19 protein-coding genes are annotated in these 21289 nt (G+C 59.7%); 18 read left to right on the forward strand and 1 reads right to left on the reverse strand.

What is annotated here, in order from left to right:
* The first annotated feature begins 165 nt into the window (after window positions 1-165).
* Complete coding sequence (locus Mal15_RS25740) at window positions 166-429, forward strand: hypothetical protein (protein ID WP_147870373.1); 264 nt, start codon at window positions 166-168, stop codon at window positions 427-429.
* A 141-nt stretch (window positions 430-570) separates the two neighbouring features.
* Complete coding sequence (locus tag Mal15_RS25745; protein ID WP_147870374.1) at window positions 571-1839, forward strand: DUF1559 domain-containing protein; 1269 nt, start codon at window positions 571-573, stop codon at window positions 1837-1839.
* Here the strand turns inward: Mal15_RS25745 and Mal15_RS25750 are convergent, their stop codons facing one another.
* A complete protein-coding gene (locus Mal15_RS25750; RefSeq protein ID WP_233903030.1) occupies window positions 1840-2325 on the reverse strand; it encodes an acyl-CoA thioesterase in 486 nt (161 codons plus the stop codon).
* Between the two features lie 109 nt (window positions 2326-2434).
* On the opposite strand from Mal15_RS25750, the gene msrA reads away from it, so the two are divergent.
* The 16 genes from msrA to Mal15_RS25825 all read left to right on the forward strand — a co-directional run bounded on the left by msrA (window position 2435) and on the right by Mal15_RS25825 (window position 21073).
* Window positions 2435-3127, forward strand: coding sequence for a peptide-methionine (S)-S-oxide reductase MsrA (msrA, locus tag Mal15_RS25755; RefSeq protein WP_147870375.1), 693 nt, complete (start codon window positions 2435-2437; stop codon window positions 3125-3127).
* A gap of 31 nt (window positions 3128-3158) precedes the next feature.
* Window positions 3159-3764 (forward strand): hypothetical protein, encoded by a 606-nt coding sequence (locus Mal15_RS25760; RefSeq protein WP_147870376.1) that lies wholly within the window; start codon window positions 3159-3161, stop codon window positions 3762-3764.
* A 350-nt stretch (window positions 3765-4114) separates the two neighbouring features.
* A complete protein-coding gene (locus tag Mal15_RS25765) occupies window positions 4115-5071 on the forward strand; it encodes a sugar phosphate isomerase/epimerase family protein (RefSeq protein WP_199773736.1) in 957 nt (318 codons plus the stop codon).
* Window positions 5068-5787: a hypothetical protein gene (locus Mal15_RS25770; RefSeq protein WP_233903031.1), complete on the forward strand. Its 720-nt coding sequence runs from the start codon at window positions 5068-5070 to the stop codon at window positions 5785-5787. The genes Mal15_RS25765 and Mal15_RS25770 overlap by 4 nt, the downstream gene beginning before the upstream one ends.
* 86 nt (window positions 5788-5873) lie before the next feature.
* On the forward strand, window positions 5874-7307 hold the full coding sequence (locus Mal15_RS25775; protein ID WP_147870377.1) for a phytoene desaturase family protein: 1434 nt from the start codon (window positions 5874-5876) through the stop codon (window positions 7305-7307).
* 486 nt (window positions 7308-7793) lie between these two features.
* Window positions 7794-9779: a YXWGXW repeat-containing protein gene (locus Mal15_RS25780; RefSeq protein WP_167547047.1), complete on the forward strand. Its 1986-nt coding sequence runs from the start codon at window positions 7794-7796 to the stop codon at window positions 9777-9779.
* A 256-nt stretch (window positions 9780-10035) separates the two neighbouring features.
* Window positions 10036-10212, forward strand: coding sequence for a hypothetical protein (locus Mal15_RS34240; protein ID WP_233903032.1), 177 nt, complete (start codon window positions 10036-10038; stop codon window positions 10210-10212).
* Between the two features lie 176 nt (window positions 10213-10388).
* Entirely contained in the window at window positions 10389-11675 is a 1287-nt protein-coding gene (locus Mal15_RS25785; protein ID WP_147870379.1) for a V-type ATP synthase subunit B, read from the forward strand.
* On the forward strand, window positions 11672-12262 hold the full coding sequence (locus Mal15_RS25790) for a V-type ATP synthase subunit D (protein WP_147870380.1): 591 nt from the start codon (window positions 11672-11674) through the stop codon (window positions 12260-12262). Before Mal15_RS25785 ends, Mal15_RS25790 begins: the two co-directional genes overlap by 4 nt.
* Window positions 12263-12277: 15 nt before the next feature.
* The gene (locus tag Mal15_RS25795; protein ID WP_147870381.1) at window positions 12278-14176 is read left to right on the forward strand and encodes a V-type ATP synthase subunit I; all 1899 of its coding nucleotides are present in this window, start codon (window positions 12278-12280) and stop codon (window positions 14174-14176) included.
* Window positions 14176-14640 (forward strand): ATP synthase subunit C, encoded by a 465-nt coding sequence (locus tag Mal15_RS25800; RefSeq protein WP_147870382.1) that lies wholly within the window; start codon window positions 14176-14178, stop codon window positions 14638-14640. Before Mal15_RS25795 ends, Mal15_RS25800 begins: the two co-directional genes overlap by 1 nt.
* Window positions 14641-14644: 4 nt before the next feature.
* A complete protein-coding gene (locus Mal15_RS25805; protein ID WP_147870383.1) occupies window positions 14645-15316 on the forward strand; it encodes a hypothetical protein in 672 nt (223 codons plus the stop codon).
* 6 nt (window positions 15317-15322) lie between these two features.
* Entirely contained in the window at window positions 15323-15985 is a 663-nt protein-coding gene (locus Mal15_RS25810) for a DUF2764 family protein (RefSeq protein ID WP_147870384.1), read from the forward strand.
* A gap of 127 nt (window positions 15986-16112) precedes the next feature.
* Complete coding sequence (locus tag Mal15_RS25815) at window positions 16113-17924, forward strand: V-type ATP synthase subunit A (RefSeq protein ID WP_147870385.1); 1812 nt, start codon at window positions 16113-16115, stop codon at window positions 17922-17924.
* 525 nt (window positions 17925-18449) lie between these two features.
* Complete coding sequence (locus Mal15_RS25820) at window positions 18450-20063, forward strand: outer membrane protein assembly factor BamB family protein (protein ID WP_147870386.1); 1614 nt, start codon at window positions 18450-18452, stop codon at window positions 20061-20063.
* Between the two features lie 74 nt (window positions 20064-20137).
* Complete coding sequence (locus tag Mal15_RS25825) at window positions 20138-21073, forward strand: SMP-30/gluconolactonase/LRE family protein (protein ID WP_147870387.1); 936 nt, start codon at window positions 20138-20140, stop codon at window positions 21071-21073.
* Window positions 21074-21289: the final 216 nt, after the last annotated feature.

Here is a 21289-nt window from a genome sequence, read left to right on the forward strand (position 1 = left end):
CGAATCAACCGCGGGAGTGGCGGAATTCATGCCGGGCGGTGATTGCGGCGTCGCTTCGGCTACAATACAGTCGTTCACATTCGAACCTCCGCCGCCGAACCGGCTTTGTGGCGGAGTGAAATGTGTACCATCGGTCGCCAGTCACGTTCTATTCGGGTCAACGATATGAAAACTCTCATTCTCTCAGGCGGCATGGCCTGTGGGTTCTTGGTCCTCTTGGCGGGTTGTGGCGGTCATGAAGGGGGTGTGGTCGATGTCCCGTTGAACGAGAATCCCTACCAGATCAGTGAGCAAGAGCAGCGGGCGATGAACGCCAAGATCGATGAAACGTCCGGATTGACCGAAGAAGAAATCGAGCAGCTCGAACAGGCCAAGCTGGAGGCGCTGGAACAAGAGTCGCTTGACCAAGAAACCACGCCGGCGCCTTAGGACACAGACGTTTCAGCGGACCCGCCGACGCAAAAAAACGGCCCCGCTCTGTTCGTCGGTCTCCCTCGGAGTCGCCTTTCCTTTTCGTCCACGACGCGTCGCCGCGACCGTCCACCACTTTTCATGCACTAGGAGCCGTTTATGTCTCGGCGGAACGCTGCCGGTTTTACACTGGTGGAACTTTTGGTCGTCATCGCAATCATCGGGATTTTGGTGGGGTTGTTGTTGCCGGCCGTCCAAGCGGCGCGCGAAGCGGCGCGGCGGATGAGCTGCAGTAATAACTTTAAACAAGTCGGCCTGGCGCTTCATAACTATCACTCGGCCTACAAGCGACTGCCGATGCACGGCGGCGGGACGGGAATCGATTACACGGCCGGCAACACGCTGGCGTTCTATTCGCCGCGCACCAATCAAAAAAGCTTGAGCTTTCTGGTCGGGTTGATGCCGTTCATGGAGCAGCAGGCATTGTGGACGCAAATCTCCAATCGGCTGTCGACCGACCCGGCAGGCAATCCGGTCACTCCGCCCTGGCAACCGATGGGACCAAAACCACAGGGCGGGCAGTACGGTTACCGGCCATGGGTCACGGAAATCCCGACCTTGAGATGCCCCAGCGACCCCGGCGTGGGATTGCCTGCGCTGGGGCGAACCAACTACGCGGCCTGTATCGGCGACAGCGCGATGGCGTCGCGGATTGGATTGACCAATTTTCTACATGGCGATTACCAACCGCCGTCGGTGATCCAGGCCAGTGCGGTCGCTCGATGGGGCCGCGGGACCTTCGTTTCGCGCAAGTTCTCTCGATTCCGTGATATCTTGGACGGCTTGTCCAACACCATGTGTTGCGGCGAAATCATGACGGACCTGTTGGACCGCGACACGCGTTCGCACGGATTGTTCGACGTCAGCAATGTCGATGGGCTACAGGTCACGATGACCGCCGACGGAGGGACGATGGCGTGCCAAGACGTCGGCACCCTGATCGACCCCGAGCGACCTTCGTTCTGGGTTTCGACGGCCTTTCCCGCTCATAACCCGAAAAATGATGATGGCTCGGCCTACTTGGTCGCGGTCGAACTGGGGACGCGGCGTGGATTCAGCTGGGCCAACTTCGGTCACATCCATTCCAGCGTGACCACCAATCGGGCACCCAATACCGAGTTGTGTCTGCATGGTCCCCATGAACTGACCGAAGGCAACTGGTCGATCAGCAGTCGTCACCAAGGCGGCGCGCACATTTTGATGAGCGACGGGGCGGTAGTGTTTCTGACCGATTCGATCAGCTCGGGCGACTCACGCGCCGGTCAAAATGACGGCATTCAAGCCGGCGACGCCAGCCCCTACGGCATCATCGGCGCCCTCGGCACGCGGGCCAGCCGGGAAATCATCGACGAAGCGCTCAATCAGTAGCTATTCCGCTTCCTCGTCCTCCCAGGGCAGCGGCGGCGGCTCGGGGCAAAGCACCAAATTCTGCTTGGCCAGATCGGGAATCGCCAACGCTTTGTGCTCGCGCAGGTCCACGAACACCCAGCGGGTTTCCACTTTCGCGAGCACTTTTTGGTCCGCCGGGCGGCAGATCACGGACTTTCGCCGCGAGGCAAACCGCTGCAAGTCGTGCACCCAGGTCCGCACGATGATCCGGTCGCCGGCCAGTGCCGCACCGCGGTACTGGATCGAGTGTTCACGAACCACCCAGCCGAGCCCGCGATCCAGGGCGGCCTTGGCATCCCACCCGATCGATTCGGTGTGCCGCCCGGCGGCCCAGAGAGTCCACTGCAGGTAGCGCAAATTGTGCACGTGTTGTTGGGCGTCAATTTCGTCCTCGGCCACGGTGTGGGCGAGGTCAAAATGGGGCAGAATCGCCGCCGACGCCCGGTCATCGATGGATTGTGTCACGCTTTCTTCCTTTGTTCGGTCTGATCACGACTTCCCGGCTATCCGAGAGCGTATAATCGAGTCCAGTCCAGACGCACACGCAGATCCAGACCCGATAGGGATTCGATAGATGATGTCAAACACCAAAGTTGCCGTTCGAGTGGCCCAGCAGCCTCAACGCAAGACGCTGAAAACGCTGTGGATCTGCTTTCTGACTTTGGCCGCTCTGGCCAGCTGGTGTCTCAATGTGTCCGCGGCCGACGTTCAAGACAAGGACCAATCGCAGCCGGAAGAACTTGTCGCCACCTTTGCCGGCGGCTGCTTCTGGTGCACCGAGGCCGTGTTCGAGCGGATGGAGGGCGTCAACGACGTGATCAGCGGGTACATCGGCGGCACGGTGCGGAATCCCACCTACGAACAGGTCTGCACCAAAAAAACGGGGCACGCCGAAGCGGTCGAAATCTACTACGACCCCTCCAAAGTCAGCTTCGATGAGTTGTTGGAAGTCTTCTTCAAAACGCACGACCCGACGACGCTGAATCGGCAGGGACCCGACTCGGGGCCGCAGTACCGCAGCAGCGTGTTCTATCACGACGATCAGCAACGGGCGGCGACGGAGGCGTACATCAAAAAACTGGATGAATCGGGCGAATTTGACCGCAAGATCGTCACGCAACTCGAAAAGGCGGTGACGTTTTATCCGGCCGAAGAGTACCACCAGGACTTCTACCGCAAGAATCCAAACTACGGCTACTGCCAAGCGATCGTCAAAGACAAGGTGCGGAAGTTCAACCGGACCTTCAGCGACAAAATCAAGAAGTGATTCTTCGCCCCGCTCCAAGCGATTCGGTCCCATGCACGCTCCTCGTCTTCCCATCCTGGCCGCCGCCACGCTGCTGACGCTGGGGGCGGTGACGTTTGGGCCAGGACGCATCGTGTCGGCCCAATCGACGGTTCAACTGCCGTCGTTCTCCCGGTTCACCTATTCCGGCAGCGTGCTGGTCCCGGTCGGCGGATCGACCTCGCTGGGCGGCGTGTCGCGCTCCGCCAGCAGCATCTCGCGACGCGGCGGGCGAGCGATCGGAGCCGGGGTGGGACGTGCCGGGGCCTTGGGGCATGCCGGTGCCAGCGCCCACGTCACGATCATCGATCACGACGCGATCGATCGCCAGTTGCGGGGGCTGCCGCCGAAGTCGCAGGGGCGATCTTCAGCCTCGGCTCGACCGCCTCGAACGGCAGTCGTGACCCCAGACGCCGAAGGCAAAGCGCTCGTCCGTTTCGCCCGCAAGCAGTACCTTGCCGGCAAGCACACTTCGGCCTTTGATGCGTACCGGATCGCGATCGAAACCCTTTCTCCAAGGCTGGCGACGTTGGCGACCGCCGAATTCAAACGCGTTTTCCCGTCTGAGAAACGCCCCGTCGACATCCAGCCGAGACCGTCGGCGGCCGACGATCGTTAGTGGGGGCGTGTGGCAGGGCACACGGAGGTCGCGTTCTATGGCGCGGCCCTGCAGCGGGGAGGGAAAAATCTTTCCGGGAAGGGGCGTGCGGGGCTTCAGGCGTTGATCGTAAAGGGGGTTCATCACTTTTCCCGACCGACCTGAACTACGAGGACGTTCAAGGCCCACGGATGGCAGCGCGAACCCACGGATGTGATGCGGTCGGGGATCCGTGGGTTCGCGCTGCCATCCGTGGGCTTTTTCGATTACGTCATACTCTCCTTGGAAGAGCCGTGATCCTTGGGTGACAATGCAGCGTCGCGAGCGACTAAACTACGTCGCTTTCCCTTCCTTGATTTGCAACGATCCACATGACCAACCGACGTACATTTCTGGGGGCCGTCGCCGCCGCGGCCGCCACAGCCTCCTACGGTCCAGCGCCAGTCGCCGCGGCGGATTCCGACAGCGGCAGCCTTCCCGTGCGGTTCTCACTGAACACCAGCACCATTCGCGGCCAGAATCTGCCGATCCAGAAACAGATCGAAGTCGCTGCGGCGGCCGGTTACGATGGGATCGAGCCTTGGATGCGCGACATCGAGACGTTCCTTTCCGAGGGCGGCAAGCTGGCCGATTTGCGCAAGCAGATCGAGGACGCGGGATTGTTTGTCGCCAGCGCGATCGGATTCGCCAACTGGATCTCCGACGATGACGGGGAGCGGCGTGCGGGGCTGGAAGCGGCCCGTCACGACATGGAGTTGGTCGCGGGATTGGGCGGCAAGCTGATCGCCGCGCCGCCGGTCGGCGCGCATCGCGGCGGCAGTGTTTCGCCGCCGTTGGAACTGGTCGCCCAGCGGTACCGGGCCTTGTGCGAAGTCGGCGCGGCCGTGGGCGTGCAGCCGCAATTGGAACTGTGGGGATTTTCGCCCACGCTAAGCAAACTGGGGGAATTGGCCTACGTGGCCACCGCCGCCGCCCATCCGTCGGCCTGCGTCTTGCCGGACTTCTATCACATCTACAAAGGCGGCAACGACTTCAACGGATTGGCGATGATCGAGGCGTCCAAGATGCTGTGCTTCCATATCAACGATTACCCGGCCGATCCGCCGCTGGAGAAGATTGCCGACAAGGACCGCGTGTTTCCAGGCGACGGCGTTTGCCCGCTGCCGAAGATCATTCGCGGATTGATCGACAACGGTTTCAGCGGAACGTTTTCGTTGGAATTGTTTAACCCGGAATACTGGAAACGCGACGCGCTGGCGGTCGCGACCGAGGGATTAGAAAAATCGAAAGCCGTCGTCGCTCAAGCCATGGCGCTGTCGGTCGGATGAGCGACGACGCGGCAGCAACGCCGATGGGCCAGCCGGAGTCGGCCGACGGATCGCGGACGCCTGGGCGGCGTTTGCCGCGTCAGTTCTCGTTGACCTGGTTGTTGATGTTGCTGTTGGTGATCGCACTGGCCTCGGCTTATTTGGTGACGGTGACCCGTTTGCGGTCGGCCGAAGCCGAATTGGCGCGGCTGCGTGAAGAGACCGGTTATTTGCCGCCCAGTGCGGAGGACGAAATCGCCGCCGCACGACTGACCAGCGACCAGCCGATGACGTATCGGTTGCGGGTGCGGGTTCCCGCGTCGCCCCCGTACCGGATCGCCTACAGTTCGGTGTGGCCGGAGGCAAAGTCGGCGCCGGTCTGGTTCGGCGCGGTGGATGTGCCGCCGGGGGAGTCGGTGGTGACCGTCCGAATCGTGAAAGATCCCCGTGATGATCGCTGGAAAATCACGACACTTCGTCGCAGTGTCGACGGGACCCGCCGGATGGCGACCGTTTTGCCGCAAAATCACGTCGAGATCTTTCGCGGATCCCACGATTGGCTCAGCGCCGGCGTGTCGCGGCAAAGCTCCACCCGACCGGTCGGCCAGTCGCTGCGGTTGCTGGACGAACGCGTGTTGGTTGGCGAGGGGGCGATGATGTTGTACGGTGACAGGCCGCCGGCCGAGGAAATGGTGGGCGTGTTCGCCGAACTCCAACCCGATTCGGGCGCTATCTGAGTGGGATAGGCTTCCAGCCTGTCATCGCGCACATTATCCCCCAATCCCCGCTTCCAATCCCGTTCCCCCACTGCCGTTCCCGTTCCATGCCGCGTGATTTTTTGAAAGGTGCCCAAGACGAATACGATGTCGTGGTGATCGGCAGCGGCCTGGCGGGGCTGACCAGTGCCAACATTCTCGGACGTGCCGGCCACCGCGTGCTGTTGTTGGAACAGCATTACAAACTCGGCGGGCTGGCGACTTGGTTTCTGCGTCCCGGCAGCCACACCTTCGATATCTCGCTGCACGGCTTTCCTCACGGGATGATCAAATCCTGTCGGCGGTATTGGAGCCGTGATATCTCCGACCGCATCGTCCAGCTGAAGAACATCCGGTTCGACAATCCCCAGTTCTCGCTGACCACGACGTTTGACCGCGAAGATTTTTCGCGGCTGTTGGTCGAGCGGTTTGGCCAGAATCCCGAAACGGTCAAGTCGTTCTTTGACACAGCAAGGGGAATGAATTTTTACGACGACCAAACGACCACGACCGGCGAGTTGTTCGAGCGGTTCTTTCCCGGACGCAATGACATCGTGCGTCTGTTGATGGAACCGATCACCTATGCCAACGGTTCCACGCTGGAAGACCCCGCGATCACCTACGGCATCGTCTTCAGCAACTTCATGAGCAAGGGTGTGTACATCTATGAAGGTGGGACTGACGACTTGATCAAGCGGATGACACGCGAGTTGGAATCCAACGGCGTCGACATTCGGATCAATTGTCCGGTCGAAAGCATCGACGTCAACGACGGCCGGGTCCGCGCGGTCAACGTCGGTGATCGCACCATCCGTTGTCGCGCCGTCGTCAGCAACGCCAACTTGCGGACGACGATTCTGAAAATGATCGGCGAAGAGAAATTGGATGCCGATTATGTCCGGCGGACCAACGAGGTGCGGCTGAACAACAGCAGCACCCAGGTCTACATGGCGCTCAAAGAAGGCGAGACGATCGACGAGAGCAGCGGCGATCTGTTCTTCACCAGCACCGCCGACGAATTCAAAACCGAATCATTGCTCAGTCGAGACATCACCAGCCGGACGTTCAGTTTCTATTATCCGCGGACCCGCCCCTGGAAGAAGAAGGAACGCTATGCGATCGTCAGCAGCACCAACGCCAATTGGTCCGACTGGAACGATTTAAGTGAAGCCGACTACAACGCCAGCAAACAGGATCTGGTCGAAACGACGATCGACGCGCTGGAACGCTACATCCCGGGAGTGCGTGAAAAAATCGATCACGCCGAAGCGGCGACGCCGCGAACGTTCCAGCACTACACCCGCCACGAGATGGGCGCCAGCTTCGGCACCAAGTTCGAAGGCCTGGGCGTCAGCCGTGATCTGCCCGGTCAGATCGGCGGCATGTACCACGCCGGCAGCGTGGGGATCATCATGAGCGGCTGGCTGGGCGCGATCAATTACGGCGTGATCGTCAGCAACGAAGTCGATCAACTGCTGACCAGCGAATCGTCGCCGGTGTGACGCACGGTCCCCGGACAGGCATTGGTGTCGACTCCAGTCGGCATGCAAATCCGTAAGCCTGGGGCAAGCGGACCGAGCGTCAGCGAGGCCGCGCCGCCCCAGGAAAAAACTATGGGTGTGAACGGCCTTTGGCCGAATTCTCTCAATATGAGTTGGTTGCTGCAGTCGCTCTCCGGGCGGCTTCACGCGTCGCAAAATCGAGCGAGGTGTCGTCGAATCGATCTGGGGGGATGGATTCATTCACTCGGCCGGGACTGCCCCGGTTGCGTGTAGAGCGAGTTGCTGACGCGTGTTTTCATTGGTTTTCGACGTCAAACGACGCGAACGGTGACTCACCCGTGCCAAACAGCTTTCCGGCGGTACATGGATTGCACTACTGCAACCGTTGGTGTCTGGCCGGACACCAATGAATGCTGAATGCCTTTCTACGATTATCCGGGAAAGTGGTCTTTGGCATCGTTCTCACTCGATTCTAATACATCATCAATGATCCGCCCTCCACGTCATCTGATCCGATTTGCCTTTCTGGCCGCAGCTGTGGCTCTGATTTCCAGCCCCCTGTTCGCCCAGGCTCCACAGAACGACCGGGCTGTCCTGCCGCCGCCCGTGGTCCCGCCTCCGATCGATGCAACATCGGACGATGATCTTCCACAGGACCTTTCGTCGGCCGAGGAATCCGAGGTGGAGTACATGGCGGCCGGTCCGCTGCACGAGTCGTACGCCGAACCCTACGCGGCTGATCCCCAACCGGCCCCGACCGCGCCGCGAGAGCCTCCGCCGCCGGTCAAGGAATTGCCGCCGACGCTGCGCCCGGACAGCGAGAAATCGACTTGGGTCTCGGGGTATTGGGATTGGGATCCGCAGCGAAACGACTTCGTCTGGATCAGCGGTGTGTGGCGCGAGGTGCCGCCGGATCGACGTTGGGTTCCGGGGTATTGGGAAGCGGCCGGCGATGGATACCGGCGCGTCGCGGGCTTTTGGGCACATGATGAATCGTCGACGGTCGACTACTTGCCGCCGCCGCCGGAGTCACTCGATCAAGGACCCGTTTCTCCGGCACCAAGTGACGATCACTTTTATGTCCCCGGAAACTGGACCTATCAATCAAACGAATACCAGTGGACGCCGGGGTTCTGGGCGAGGTGCCAACCCGATTGGGTTTGGGTTCCCAATCAGTATGTCTGGACGCCGCGGGGGTGTATCTTCCGATCCGGGTATTGGGACTACCGTTTTCATCGGCGAGGTGTGTTGTTCACACCGGTCTATTATCGCTCGCCGATCTACTTGCGTCCTGGTTACTGGTATCGGCCCCGCTATGTCGTCAACACCGGTCTGAATCTGTTGGCCAATTTGTTCATTAATCCGCTTTACCGCAACTACTACTTTGGCAACTACTATGGCGCCGGTTACGGCAGCCAGTTTTATCCCTGGATCAACTATTACCAGGGACCGCGGCGTTATGATCCGTTGTATTCGTATTATGGAATTCGTTCGTTGCACCATCGCGGGCCATCGTTGGATCACATCGCCCGGCAACATCAACAGTTCAAGCGACACGAAGAACTCAGGCCGCCCCGTCACTACACGGCGCAACGTGGTCCCGGAAACGGCCAAGGGAACGGCAATCCATCGATCGGCGATCGTGTCGCGCTGGCCAGTCGGATCGAAGACTTTGCCCGGCGGAATCCGGATGACATTCGCTTTCGGCGGTTGAGTGAGACGCAAGCCGAATCGATCGGGCGGTCCGCGGGGCAGTCGCTGGACCGGATGCAAAAAGCCAGAAAAGACTTCGAACGACTCTCCCCGTCAAAACAATCTCTGGAAGCCGCGGTCGCCGGGCGTTCCAACGCTCCATCGGACCGTGGCCGCATCTCCAGCTTTCGCCTGCCGACCGATGCGCCCACGCCGCGAGGCCTGCCGCGCGCGTCCGGAAACGATGGTCAGCCGCCAAGCGGGCGAACCGGAAATCCCTTTGATCGCGGGTTGAAGGCGTACGATCGCGGTGCCCGATCCGAGCGAGAGCGATTTCAAACGCCCGGGCAATTGCCGGGGAAATCATCCGGACAATCGCTCGGCCCGGTGCGTCAATTCGGTTCACCGCGAAGCAGCAATTCGAATCCTCCCTCGGGAATCGACCGGTCGACCTTCCGCGACCTGCCTACGATCCGTTCGACGCCTGATTTGAGATCCTCCGGCTCCATTCGATTGAGCCCCAATCGAATCAGCCCCAGTCTTTCACAGCCACCGGGACGTTCCTCCTCCGCGCGCCAGTTCTCTCCGCCTTCGATCGATCGCGGCAGCCGCGGTAACTTCGGTGGGTTGAAGGCGACCGGCAACCGTGGGAATGGGGGCGGGTTGAAGGCGCGTGGCGGTGGATTCGACGGGCCGAGCAGCTTTGGCGGCCGGGACGGCAGCCGAGGTGGTGGAAGGGGCGGATCCGGCGGTGGCAAGGCAAGGGGACGCGGCAAGTAGGGCACCGCGGTTGCCGCGGCCGCGAGCTCGGTTGGCGAGCGTAGTTACGCTCGCCAGAGCGTGGAAAGCGGCGGGGAGCAACATTTCACCGCTCTCGCGGAAATGACGAGCCGGAAATCCGATCCCATCGCGATCGTCAGACGCCATCGCGATGTTGGGGAATTTCTTATCCGGATTCGTCTCTTTTCACGTTGGCCTCCTCTTCCGGCCCATCGTTTGCTCTCTCGGCGGTGCAGGGCCGAAATCCGGCGGGCGGGTGATCGCCAGCATGACCGGATGGGGGCTGATCCCGATTGATCCCGATTCAGCGACCGAGCCGGTGTGTGTGGATACGACCGAAGATCCCGCGGCGCTCGAGAAGTTGTCGACGTTGGTTGATGGCAAAGGTGGGACGGCGTCAGAGGGAACGTGGTCGCAGGATGACATTCTGTGACAAAATGAACCACTAGTGTGCGTGTGCGGACATTCGTCTCGTATGGTCGTATGATCGCCGCGTCGGTTGACAATGACATCGATTCATCATCGCGATGCAGTGATGATGCCGTGGAATGAAACTCCAGTGCGGGGCGCATCATTGTGTCGTTTCCAGATCTCTTCTCGCATACTCGGGTGCTCTCGATCGTCGGAGACATTCTGACGATTCACGCCCGTGGAGTGGCGCTTGGCGAGTTGGCGCGGGTGAAGAATAGCGACGGCACGACATCGCTGGCGCAGGTCACCGAGATCGATTGCGAGCGTGTGTCGCTGCAAGTGTTTTCCGGCGGCAAGGGGCTGCGTTCCGACGCGCGGGTCAGCTTTTTAGGGCATGCGGCGCAGGTGTTGTTTTGCGATGACATCCTGGGTCGGGTTTTCAATGGCGTCGGCGAGCCGGTCGACGGCGGACCGGAATTGCTGGGGCAACGTCGCGTCGACGTCGGCGGCCCTTCGGTCAATCCGATGCGGCGGGTCGTGCCGTCAAAGATGATCGAGACCCAGGTCCCCATGATCGACATCTTCAACTGCCTGGTCGAAAGTCAAAAAATCCCGATCTTTTCGATCGCCGGCGAACCCTACAACGAATTGCTCGCGCGGATCGCGATTCAAGCCGATGCCGATGTTGTCGTGTTTTGTGGATTGGGATTGATCTTTGACGAGTTCCATTTCTTCCGCGACACCTTCGAAAACGAAGGCGTGTTTCCTCGCACGGTGATGTTCGCCAACCGGGCATCGGATCCGATCGTGGAACGCTTGTTGGCACCGGATTTGGCGTTGAAAGTTGCCGAACGCTTTGCCGTGGAGCAGAACAAACGCGTGTTGGTGTTGATGACCGACATGACCGCCTTTGCCGACGCGCTCAAAGAGATCGGTGTGGCGATGGAACGCATCCCGTCCAACCGCGGTTACATGGGCGACTTGTACAGCCAGCTGGCGCTGCGTTACGAGCGGGCGTGTGACTACCGCGGTGCCGGTTCGGTGACGTTGTTGGCCGTGACCACCATGCCCGGAAACGATGTGACACACCCGGTGCCCGACAACACCGGTTACATCACCGAAGGACAATTTTATTTGCACGACGGGATGATCGACCCCTTCGGTTCGCTGTCCCGTTTGAAGCAACAGGTGATCGGCAAAGTCACTCGCGAAGACCACTCGGCGGTGATGAACACCATGATCCGTTTGTACTCCGGGGCTCGCAAGGCCGAACAGAAACAGCAAATGGCGTTCGAATTGTCGGCGATGGATCACAAATTGCTCAAGTTCGGCGAACTGTTCACCCGGCGGTTCATGCGGTTCGATGTCGCCGTGCCGCTGGAACAAGCGCTCGACCTGGGCTGGCAAACGATGGCGGAGTGCTTTGAGCCGCAAGAGTTGTTGATCCGCGAAAAATTGTTGAACAAGTATTACCCTGCATCATGACGCTGGCTTTAAATAAGACGACACTGAAACGAGAACGCGATCAAGCCAAGCTGTATCGCCGTTTCTTGCCTTCGTTGGAACTGAAACGTCAGCAGTTGCAGGCCGCTTGGCGGACGTCCAAACAGGAGTTGGCGGAGATCCAGGCCGAGGTCAGACGCATCGGCGATGATCTGCAAACACTGTACGCACTGATCGGCGCTTCGACGATCGACATCGCCGAGATGGCCCAATGGGTCCGCGTCACCAAGGTCGACGTGACAACGGAAAATGTCGTCGGAACGGCGGTTCCTAAGTTCGGCGAGTTGCATTTGGAAGTCGACCCGTACTCGCGTTTGGCGATGCCGTTCTGGGTCGATTCGCTCGTCAAGGCGCTCCAGCAAATGGTTCGGCTGCGCGTCCAATCGAACATCGCCCGGCAGCGTACCGAGACGCTCGGCGCGGCGCTGCGGCGTGTGACACAACGGGTGAATCTTTTTGACAAGGTCTTGATTCCGAAAGCCGAGGAGAACATCCGTCGCATCGTGATTTTTCTGTCCGACCAAGAACGCGCGGCGGTCGTGCGGTCGAAAATAGCCAAATCTCGGTAAGCGGAGGAGCAGCAGATGGCGATCGTTCCGCTCCAGCGGGTGACTCTGATCGGGGAATTGAAACACCGCGACAGTGTCTTGGCGGATTTGCAGCGGTTGGGCTGTGTGCACGTGGTGGATCTGGTCAATGACGGCGGCAAACCGGCGGGAACGGCGATCCGTGCCGAGGATTTGAAGTCGGCGATCACGTATCTGGAGAACTGTCCCGAAAAACGCCCCGGTTCGTCGCCGTCAAAGAGTTCGACGAACATCGCCGCCATCGGTCCGGGCGATGTCCAACGAATCGCCAGCGAGGTATTGCAGATCGAATCCGAATCGCGAGCCTTGGCCGAAGAACAGGAATTGGTTGCCGAGACGATCGAGCAAACGCGGCCCTGGGGTGATTTTCAGTTGTCCACGGCAGATGAGCTGCGGGGACGACGGTTCTTTTTTTATCGGTTGTTGCGCCGGGATGCCCGCCAGATTCCGGCAGCCGTCTTTGCCGACGGCTACGTCAACGTCGTCAACACGGATCCGCAAAATGAATACTGGGTGATCGTTGCCAAACAGGCACCCGGTGACATGCCTTGCGATCCGGAAGAGTTGGATCCGCGTTCGCTGTCTCAACTGCAATCGCGGTTGACGGAAATCGGCGAGCAGCGAGAACAGTTGCAAGTGCGGCGGATCGCCCTGACACGTTGGCTCGGTTGCTTGCGAGACGCACTGGCGGCCACCGAGGATGAAACGGCGCGGATGAACGCCAAGCAACGTTCGTTGGTCGATGGTCCGGTCTTTGCCTTGCAGGGCTGGGCACCACGCCGTCAACTACCGGCGCTGGAAACCTTCGCACGGCAAAACACGTTGGCGCTGCATCACAGCCCGCCTGAACATGATGAATTGCCGCCGACCCTGCTCAGCAATCCCGCCCCGGTTGCCGGTGCCGAAGGTGCCGTGACATTCTTCATGACGCCGGGCTATCGCGCCTGGGATCCGACGTGGGTGATGTTCTTTTCCTTTGCCGCGTTCTTTGCCATGATCCTGGCCGACGCCGGTTACGGTGTCGTGTTGGGGGTTCTGGTTGGTTTGTCCGCCCGACGGCTCGGCCAAACCGCGGCGGGACGAAAGTTCCGTCAGCTGGCCGTGTTCATGGTCGTGGTCACGATTGTGTATGGGCTTTTGATCGGAAGCTTCTTCGGCGTCGCCCCGCCGGCGGGAAGCTGGTTTGATGCCCTGGTGATCAAAAGTGGTGGCGTCACGATCATGAAAGACCAAGAAGCGATGATGTTGATCTCGGGTACCATCGGCGTGTTTCATTTGGTCCTGGCCAATGCGGTGGTCGCCTGGCGCTGGCTGGGCAGCGGGCATGCGTTTTCCGCGCTCGGCTGGGTGGTCGCGCTGGTCGGGGGATGGTTGTTGACGCTAACTCTGTTGCCAAAGCCCGACATGATGGCGTTGATGGCCGAGCGGTTCGGGGGCGATGCCGCACGATGGACGGAGGCGACCGCACAGACCGGGTGGTGGATGTTGGGTGGCGGGTTGCTGTTGGTGTTCTTGTTTTCCAGCACACGGCCGGTGTTTTCGTTCCGCCCACGCGACCTGCTGGGGCGATGTCTTGATGGCGTGCTGGGGCTGACCGGCGTGACCAAGGCGTTTGGGGACGCGCTCAGTTACCTGCGGCTGTTCGCCCTGGGGCTGGCGAGTGCCCAGCTGGCTCTGTTGTTCAACCAAATGGCGTCTGACGCGGCGCAGGTCAAAGGTGTGGGGATTCTGTTGGGCATCCTGGTGTTTCTATTGGGGCACACATTGAACTTCGTCTTGGCGGTCGTCAGCGGCGTGGTCCACGGACTGCGGTTGAACTGCATCGAATTTTTTAGCTGGTCCCTGACTGACGAGGGGCAACCGTTCCAGGCCTTTGAAATGAGAGCGAACAAGTGATGGACGAGTCGATGGTGGAAATGTTGGGCAGGGTCGGCGTCTATGCCCCGCTATTCTTAGGCGCGATCGGCAGCATCCTGGGTTGTGCCGCCGGCGGGCAAGCCGCTTGCGGTGCGATGCTGGACGTCGAAGGCGGCTACGGGCGACTGATCGGCGTCTCCGCACTGCCGTCCTCGCAAACCATTTATGGCATCGTCGTGATGCTGTCGATGAACGGCAGTTTCCAAATCCAGGCCGCCCCGGGGATGTTTGCGATCGGGGTGCTGTGCGGGTTGGCGTTGTTGTTCAGCGGTTGGTTCCAAGGAAAATGTTGTGCGTCGGCGATTCACGCCACCAAGAGCAAACCCGAGGTCTTCGGGCTGTCGGTCGCACCGGCGGCGATTGTCGAAGGTTTTGCCGTGTTCGCATTTGTTTTCGCTTTGATCCTTGCAGGCGGATTGCCCACCGCGGCCGGAGGTTCCTGATTCCATGTCATCTTCATCTCCGGATACCGGTGTCGGCGTTCAGGAATTGATCGACCGATTGAAATCCGAAGGCGTTCAGGAAGGCCAACAGCAGGCCGAGGCGTTGTTGGCTGAAGCCAAGAAGCAAGCGGCCAAAATCATCGATGCGGCCCGCGCCGAAGCCGATGTGATCGTCGCCGAGGCACAGAAACAGGCCCAGCGGACCGAAAACAACGGCAAACGGGCGCTCCAATTGGCCAGCCGCGACACCAGTTTAAAACTCAAGGAACAGCTCCAGCACGAATTCCGAAGTTGGGTCGGCGGATTGGTTCGCGAGCAGTTTGACGATTCGAATTTCTTGATCCAATTGATCAAAGACGTCACCTCCCAGGCGGTCGCGGCGATCGATCACGGACCTCGGGGCGATGATCTCGAACCGGCGGTCAAATTGAATCTGCTGGTCGCCGACGACGGTGACAAGTCGGTCGATGCGTTCATCAAGGGCCAAGCGGCGGAAATGTTGCGACGCGGTGTGGAGTTGAAAGCCGATCGCACGTTAAGCCAAGGCTTTCGCGTCCAGATCGTTCAGGACGACGTCGAAATCAACTTCAGCGACGAGGCGGTCACCGCGGCGCTGATGCGTTTTTTGGCCCCCAAATTTCGACAGCGGATCAGTTCGCTTGACGGGGAAGCCTGATTCGAAATGGAATCCTATTACACGCTGATCGCATCGCTTCCACCGCTGCCACGTGATTTTGATCGCGGGCCGATCCCGATCACGGCGGCCACGTTGTGGAATCGGCTGTCGATGCTGGACCACCACGACCGGGAAATCATCCGGCAGGTGTCCGATTTTTTTCGTTGGGACCGGCAACCGCGCGACCGCAGCGACGCCGAGATTCGCGTCACCCATCGCCGTCTGGCGAGCGAAATTCGGCATCCGCTAGTCGCCCGTCTGGTCCACCACCGGATCGAGATGCGAATCGTCGTTGCCGCGCTACGCTGTCAACGCGATGGATTGCCCCAGCCAGACTTCCCCGAGTTACCGTTGTCCGTCTGGATCCGTCGGCACTGGGACGAACCCTGTTTTCGGCTGAATCACCGTTTCGATTGGCTGTCGCGATTTTGTCAGGCGCTCGATGAAGATCAACCCCAACGCGCGCAGTGGCACCTGTTCACGGAATTATGGAATCTTTGGTGTCGCTTGGACGACCACTACACCTTCTCTTTCGAGTCGGTCGTGTTGTACCTGGCCCGCTGGGAAATCCTGCATCGTTGGGCCAGCCAAGACGAGCGGCGGGGCCGACAACGGTTCAACGATCTGGTCGAAGACATTTTGCACGTTGGAGGTGTGGATGCCGTGTGACCGAGGGCGCCGCGAGGCCCGTTGCTAACACGTGCGCCCTGGCATCATGCGACTGCTACGACACTGACCCGATAACCCATTCACGACTCGCCACGCGTCTGCGTTTTGAACGACACTCGGAGATACGATGAACGCTACCGCCAAACAACACGACTCGGGCACCGCAACCGTCTTGGGAGTCAACGGAAACATCGTCCGCATCCAAGTGTCTGGAATGCGGATCATGAAGAACGAGGTCGCTTTCGTTTGTGTCGGTGACCAGCGGCTGAAGGCCGAAGTGTTGCGGGTCAACGGCGACCAGGCCGAATTGCAAGTGTTCGAAGAAACCGACGGCGTTCGTTTTGGCGACAACGTCGAATTGTCCGGCGAGATGTTGTCGGTGTCGCTGGGCCCGGGGTTGCTGGGCACGGTCTATGACGGTTTGCAAAACCCGCTCGCCGAATTGGCCGAGCTGGACGGTTTTTTCCTCAAACGTGGGCGCGACGTTGCCGCCCTCGCCGCCGACACGACGTGGGATTTCACCCCGTTGTGCGGCGTCGGCGATCAAGTCGTCGCCGGCGAGGTGCTGGGGACGACACCGGAACGGAACATCGTTCACAAGATCATGGTTCCTTTTGACACAACCGGCACGATGACGGTCAAATCGATCGCCGAGGGGCGATTGCGGACCGATGCGAACGTCGCCACGCTGACCGATTCCAGGGGCCGCGACGTCCAGATACCACTCGTGCAAACCTGGCCCGTCCGCCGCCCGATTTCGGCATTGATGCAGCAACAGCGGTTGATCGAACGCGAGTTTCCGTCGCAGCCGTTGATCACCACCACGCGAATCATCGACACGTTTTTTCCGATCGCCCGCGGCGGGACCGCGTGTATCCCGGGCCCCTTTGGTGCGGGCAAGACCGTGCTGCAAGGATTGATCGCCCGCTACAGCACCGTCGACGTCGTGATCGTGGTCGCATGTGGCGAGCGGGCGGGCGAGGTCGTCGAGACGATTCATGACTTTGCCGAGATGCCCGATCCACGCACCGGCGGAAAGCTGATGGACCGCACGATCATCATCTGCAACACCTCGTCGATGCCCGTCGCGGCACGTGAAGCATCCATTTACACCGGCATCACCCTGGGCGAGTACTACCGCCAAATGGGATTGGACGTGTTGCTGCTGGCCGATTCAACATCCCGATGGGCTCAAGCGATGCGGGAAACGAGCGGACGGTTGGAAGAGATCCCCGGGGAAGAGGCGTTTCCGGCGTATTTGGACAGCGCGATCAAGGAATTGTATGAGCGTGCCGGTGTGTTGCGGATGGCCGACGGCCAGACCGGCAGTTTGACCATGATCGGATCGGTCTCACCCGCCGGTGGCAACTTCGAAGAACCTGTGACCCAGTCGACCCTGGGCACGGTCAAATGTTTTTTGGGTTTGTCCTATGACCGCGCCTACAAACGCTTCTATCCGGCAATCGACCCGTTGATTTCCTGGTCACGGTATCGAGATCAATTGGCGCCGTTTTTCAAATCCGAAGTCGATCCCCATTGGACCACCGCCGTTTCCAAGATGCACCAGTTGTTACGCGACGGCGAAAGTATCGACCAGATGATGCAGGTCACCGGCGAAGAAGGGATTTCGATCGAGGACTATGTGACGCACCAGAAAGCGTTTTTCCTGGACATGGTCTACTTGCAACAGGATGCATTCGACCCGGTCGACGTCTCCGTGCCACTGGAGCGACAGAAGGAGATGTTCTTGTTGTGTTTGAAACTGATCAACGACGAGTACGCGTTTGCAGACAAAGAGCAAGCACGTGTGTTCTTCACCGAATTGATCGGGCTGTTCAAGAACCTGAACACCGCCGAAAGCGATTCGGAGGATTTCAAACGATTCCGAACACGGATCTCCGAACTGCAAGCCACCGCATTGGTCGTCGACGCAAGCTGACACCGCGGTTGAACAAAATCCGCCTCCATCTGCCCATCATTCTGCCCCGCGTCATTCTGCCATCCTTCTCCTGATTCCCACCGACGTGACAAAATTCGGTAGCCGAGTGGAGAGGTAGGAAGATTTTGGAGGTAGGGAAATTGGCTGCATCGAAGGGAAAGTGGGTTTCACCATTTTCTTACCTCCGAAATCTTCTTGCCTGATTTGCCCCGAAAGCGTGGCCGTTTGATGTCAGGTGTGCTTTCCTGCCCAGTCGGACAGTTCATTTCTGGTCGATCGGAATGCAGGAAGGAAGAAAGCCCACGGATGGCAGAGCGTACCCACGGATCCCAGGCAGCATTTCATCCGAGGGTACGCCTTGCCATCCGTGGGCTGATTTGTTTCGGCTACGACTGCGCGCTCAGACGGTGCGTCGAGTCGATTACACTTGGGCGAAACGGATTCCACCCGCAGCGACCTGTTTCAGATCTCAGGGCATCATGCGTTTGAATCCCGGTCACCAGAATCCCTGCGGAACAAGCACGAATGAAGTTTTTGTCTGTCACAACCGCGTTGGTATTGTGTTTTGCCGTCACGGAGTTGTCCGCCGGTGACACGTGGCATCAGCCGGCCGGCCCTAATGGTAACTGGCAGGTTGACGGCGATCCGCCGACTCGCTGGAGTGCCACGCGGAATGAGAACATTCGCTGGCGGACGCCGATGCCGGAAGCCGGAATGAGCGGCGTGACGGTCTGGGGCGATCGTGTTTTTGTGACGACGCATGTCCCCATCACGTCGATCGGACAAAAGGAGGCGGTGACAGACATCATGGGGTTCTGTCTCGATGCGAACACGGGCAACCGGCTGTGGCAGGTCACGCTTCCCGGCACCGCCTTCATTTCCTTGGCGGGCGGATTCACCGATGGAACCGTCTTCGCGCCGATCACCGACGGCGAACACGTTTGGTTTTTCAATCGCTGTGGTTCGATCGGCTGTTACGACCTGTCGGGCAACCAAGTCTGGCTGCGGACATGGAAACCGCGCTTCAAACACAACAACCGTCAAGCCGAACCCTACCTGGTCGGGGACGTGATCCTGTACGTCGAAGTGGCCGACAAGGAACAGGGCGCGAAGATCCAAAAATGGGCGGCGCCAGGTAAGAAGTCATCCGGTACCGCCGTGCCGGAGGGAGTCGACGAGAAACAAGTCTGGACCTATCTGCATGGGATCGACAAACGGACCGGAAAAGTCCTGTGGCGGGAAAACGTTGGGACGGTCGTCCACAACACACCGGTGGTCGGTCGGACGGCCGAGGGCGCGTTGGCCGTGTCGCATGCCCGAGGTGGTCCCCACCAACCGCTCGAACAACCCGCCGGGCACAGTCTGACCCGACTTGCCCCCGGCGAAGCGGGCAAGACGATTTGGAGCACGGCGCTGGAGCGTTACGACCCTTCGTTCGCATCGCATTGGAACCAGAAGTATGTGTTCGGTTTCCGTGGCGGCAATCACGTCGTGCTCGATGCGGCTTCCGGCCAACTGCTTCGCGAACAACCGCTGTACACCGACGCGACGCTCTGGAAATTTAACGCAAAAGATCGTGATTGGACGAAGCGGATGCACGTCGCGGTGAAAGCCGGCAAGGGCCACCCGAACACGAATCAGGCCAACCTTGTCATCGGCGATTGGCATTGGTTTCTCTCCCACAACGTCCACTACCTAGGCCGAGTCAACGTCGAAAGCGGCGTTGTCGAGTACCTTGAACTGCCGGCGCAGTTGATGCCGAGTGCCGAGACACGCGACCAGGATGTTTGGCTTTGGGGCAAGGGGGACCCGAACAACCGTCCGACCAACGCGTCCGGATTCGCCGTTGGTGACAAGGGCCAAACGGGCACGGGGTGGGGGCACATCTCCGCCGCCAGTCCGACACGCGTCGGCCGCTACCTGTTTCTGCCCGTCGTGACCGGAACGGTCTATGTGATCGATACGGACATCGATGCGTTGACGCCCGAAGCACTGGTCAGCGTCAATGATCTCGGTCCCGGCGGAGAAACTTGGACGCTGGCGACGGTGAGCTATGCGAACGAGCGTTTGTACGCGCACACGATGAAAGAGATCCTGTGCATCGAAGCAGAGGGCGACAATGATTCACGCAGCGAATAGACTGGCGACGGCCAACGCATTCGTCTGACTCTGAAATGCCGCGGTATCAACCAATTGAACGGAAGAGAGATCAAATGAGACGATGTCTGCTGGTAGCCACGATTTTCCTGGCCGGCGTTTGCAATCACGTAGAGGCGGAAGAGACGACGCACCGTTTTCTTGCATGCGGTCAAAAGACTTACATCATGGAGGCCGACGGAAAACCGAGTTGGACGTACCCGGCGGCCACCCGCGACGGTTACGTGCTCGATGACGGCACCATCATCCTGACGCTCAGCAAATCGAAACGTCACCGAGGCGGAGCCGTCGTCCGCATCGCCCCCGACGGAAAGGAGACCGTGATTTGGAAAGGCACCCAAAGCGAGGTCAACAGCGCACAGCCGACCGCCGACGGCACGTTTGTCATCACCGAGGCGGGAGACGATCCCCGGTTGTTAGAGCTCAGCTCCAGCGGCGAAGTCATCCTGGAATTCCCGTTGGCCTGCCAAAAGAAGAACCATCACATGCAGACTCGGATGGCGCGTAAGATCGACGATGGGACGTTTCTCGCGCCGCACCTGTTCGACTTCGCCGTGTATCACTATTCGCCCGATGGGACGGTGTTGGGCAAACTGGACACAACGGTTACCGGCGATCAGGATCATGAGATCCATACTTGGCCGTTCACTGCGATCCGACACGGCGACGGTCGCACGCTGGTTTGTTGCACTCATGGAAACTGCATCGTTGATTTTGACGCGTCCGGCAAAATCGTTTGGACGCTGACCAATGAAGACCTTCCCGGCAACTGGTTGCAGGACCCGTGCGGCGCCCAGGTGCTGCCCAGCGGGAACATCGTCATCACCAGCTACGCCGCCGGACGCGCGGATCCCCAAGCCCCGAAGATGTTCGAAATCACACCGGACAAAAAGATCGTGTGGCAATACGCCGACGGGCAAAAGATCGGCATCCATCACTTTCAGATTCTCACCACGAACGGTGAAGAGTTATCTGGGCCGATTTTAAAGTAGCGGAAGTCGCCAAGACTTTCGGTATCATGACAACGCGTCGATGACACCGTCGGCTGACAAATCTTGTATTAGCCCGCCGATGGAAGAGCGAACCCACGGATGGAAAGCGGTCAGGGATCCGTGGGTTCGCGCTGCCATCCGTGGGTTTTCTTTCTGTCGGTGCTCTCGGTATCTCCTGTTGATTTCAATCGGTCCCCTGGCCTGTTGTCCGCTGGG

It is taken from the genome of Stieleria maiorica (assembly GCF_008035925.1).
Lineage (GTDB): Bacteria > Planctomycetota > Planctomycetia > Pirellulales > Pirellulaceae > Stieleria > Stieleria maiorica.

Excerpts from the sequence above, each read along its gene's own strand:
- Mal15_RS25820 (WP_147870386.1), top strand. The coding sequence starts at position 18,450 with ATGAAGTTTTTGTCTGTCACAACCGCGTTGGTATTGTGTTTTGCCGTC.
- Mal15_RS25795 (WP_147870381.1), top strand. The coding sequence starts at position 12,278 with ATGGCGATCGTTCCGCTCCAGCGGGTGACTCTGATCGGGGAATTGAAA.
- Mal15_RS25760 (WP_147870376.1), top strand. The coding sequence starts at position 3,159 with ATGCACGCTCCTCGTCTTCCCATCCTGGCCGCCGCCACGCTGCTGACG.
- Mal15_RS25810 (WP_147870384.1), top strand. The coding sequence starts at position 15,323 with ATGGAATCCTATTACACGCTGATCGCATCGCTTCCACCGCTGCCACGT.
- Mal15_RS25790 (WP_147870380.1), top strand. The coding sequence starts at position 11,672 with ATGACGCTGGCTTTAAATAAGACGACACTGAAACGAGAACGCGATCAA.
- Mal15_RS25805 (WP_147870383.1), top strand. The coding sequence starts at position 14,645 with ATGTCATCTTCATCTCCGGATACCGGTGTCGGCGTTCAGGAATTGATC.
- Mal15_RS25765 (WP_199773736.1), top strand. The coding sequence starts at position 4,115 with ATGACCAACCGACGTACATTTCTGGGGGCCGTCGCCGCCGCGGCCGCC.
- Mal15_RS25775 (WP_147870377.1), top strand. The coding sequence starts at position 5,874 with ATGCCGCGTGATTTTTTGAAAGGTGCCCAAGACGAATACGATGTCGTG.
- msrA (WP_147870375.1), top strand. The coding sequence starts at position 2,435 with ATGATGTCAAACACCAAAGTTGCCGTTCGAGTGGCCCAGCAGCCTCAA.
- Mal15_RS25780 (WP_167547047.1), top strand. The coding sequence starts at position 7,794 with ATGATCCGCCCTCCACGTCATCTGATCCGATTTGCCTTTCTGGCCGCA.
- Mal15_RS25815 (WP_147870385.1), top strand. The coding sequence starts at position 16,113 with ATGAACGCTACCGCCAAACAACACGACTCGGGCACCGCAACCGTCTTG.
- Mal15_RS25800 (WP_147870382.1), top strand. The coding sequence starts at position 14,176 with ATGGACGAGTCGATGGTGGAAATGTTGGGCAGGGTCGGCGTCTATGCC.
- Mal15_RS25825 (WP_147870387.1), top strand. The coding sequence starts at position 20,138 with ATGAGACGATGTCTGCTGGTAGCCACGATTTTCCTGGCCGGCGTTTGC.
- Mal15_RS25740 (WP_147870373.1), top strand. The coding sequence starts at position 166 with ATGAAAACTCTCATTCTCTCAGGCGGCATGGCCTGTGGGTTCTTGGTC.
- Mal15_RS25770 (WP_233903031.1), top strand. The coding sequence starts at position 5,068 with ATGAGCGACGACGCGGCAGCAACGCCGATGGGCCAGCCGGAGTCGGCC.
- Mal15_RS25745 (WP_147870374.1), top strand. The coding sequence starts at position 571 with ATGTCTCGGCGGAACGCTGCCGGTTTTACACTGGTGGAACTTTTGGTC.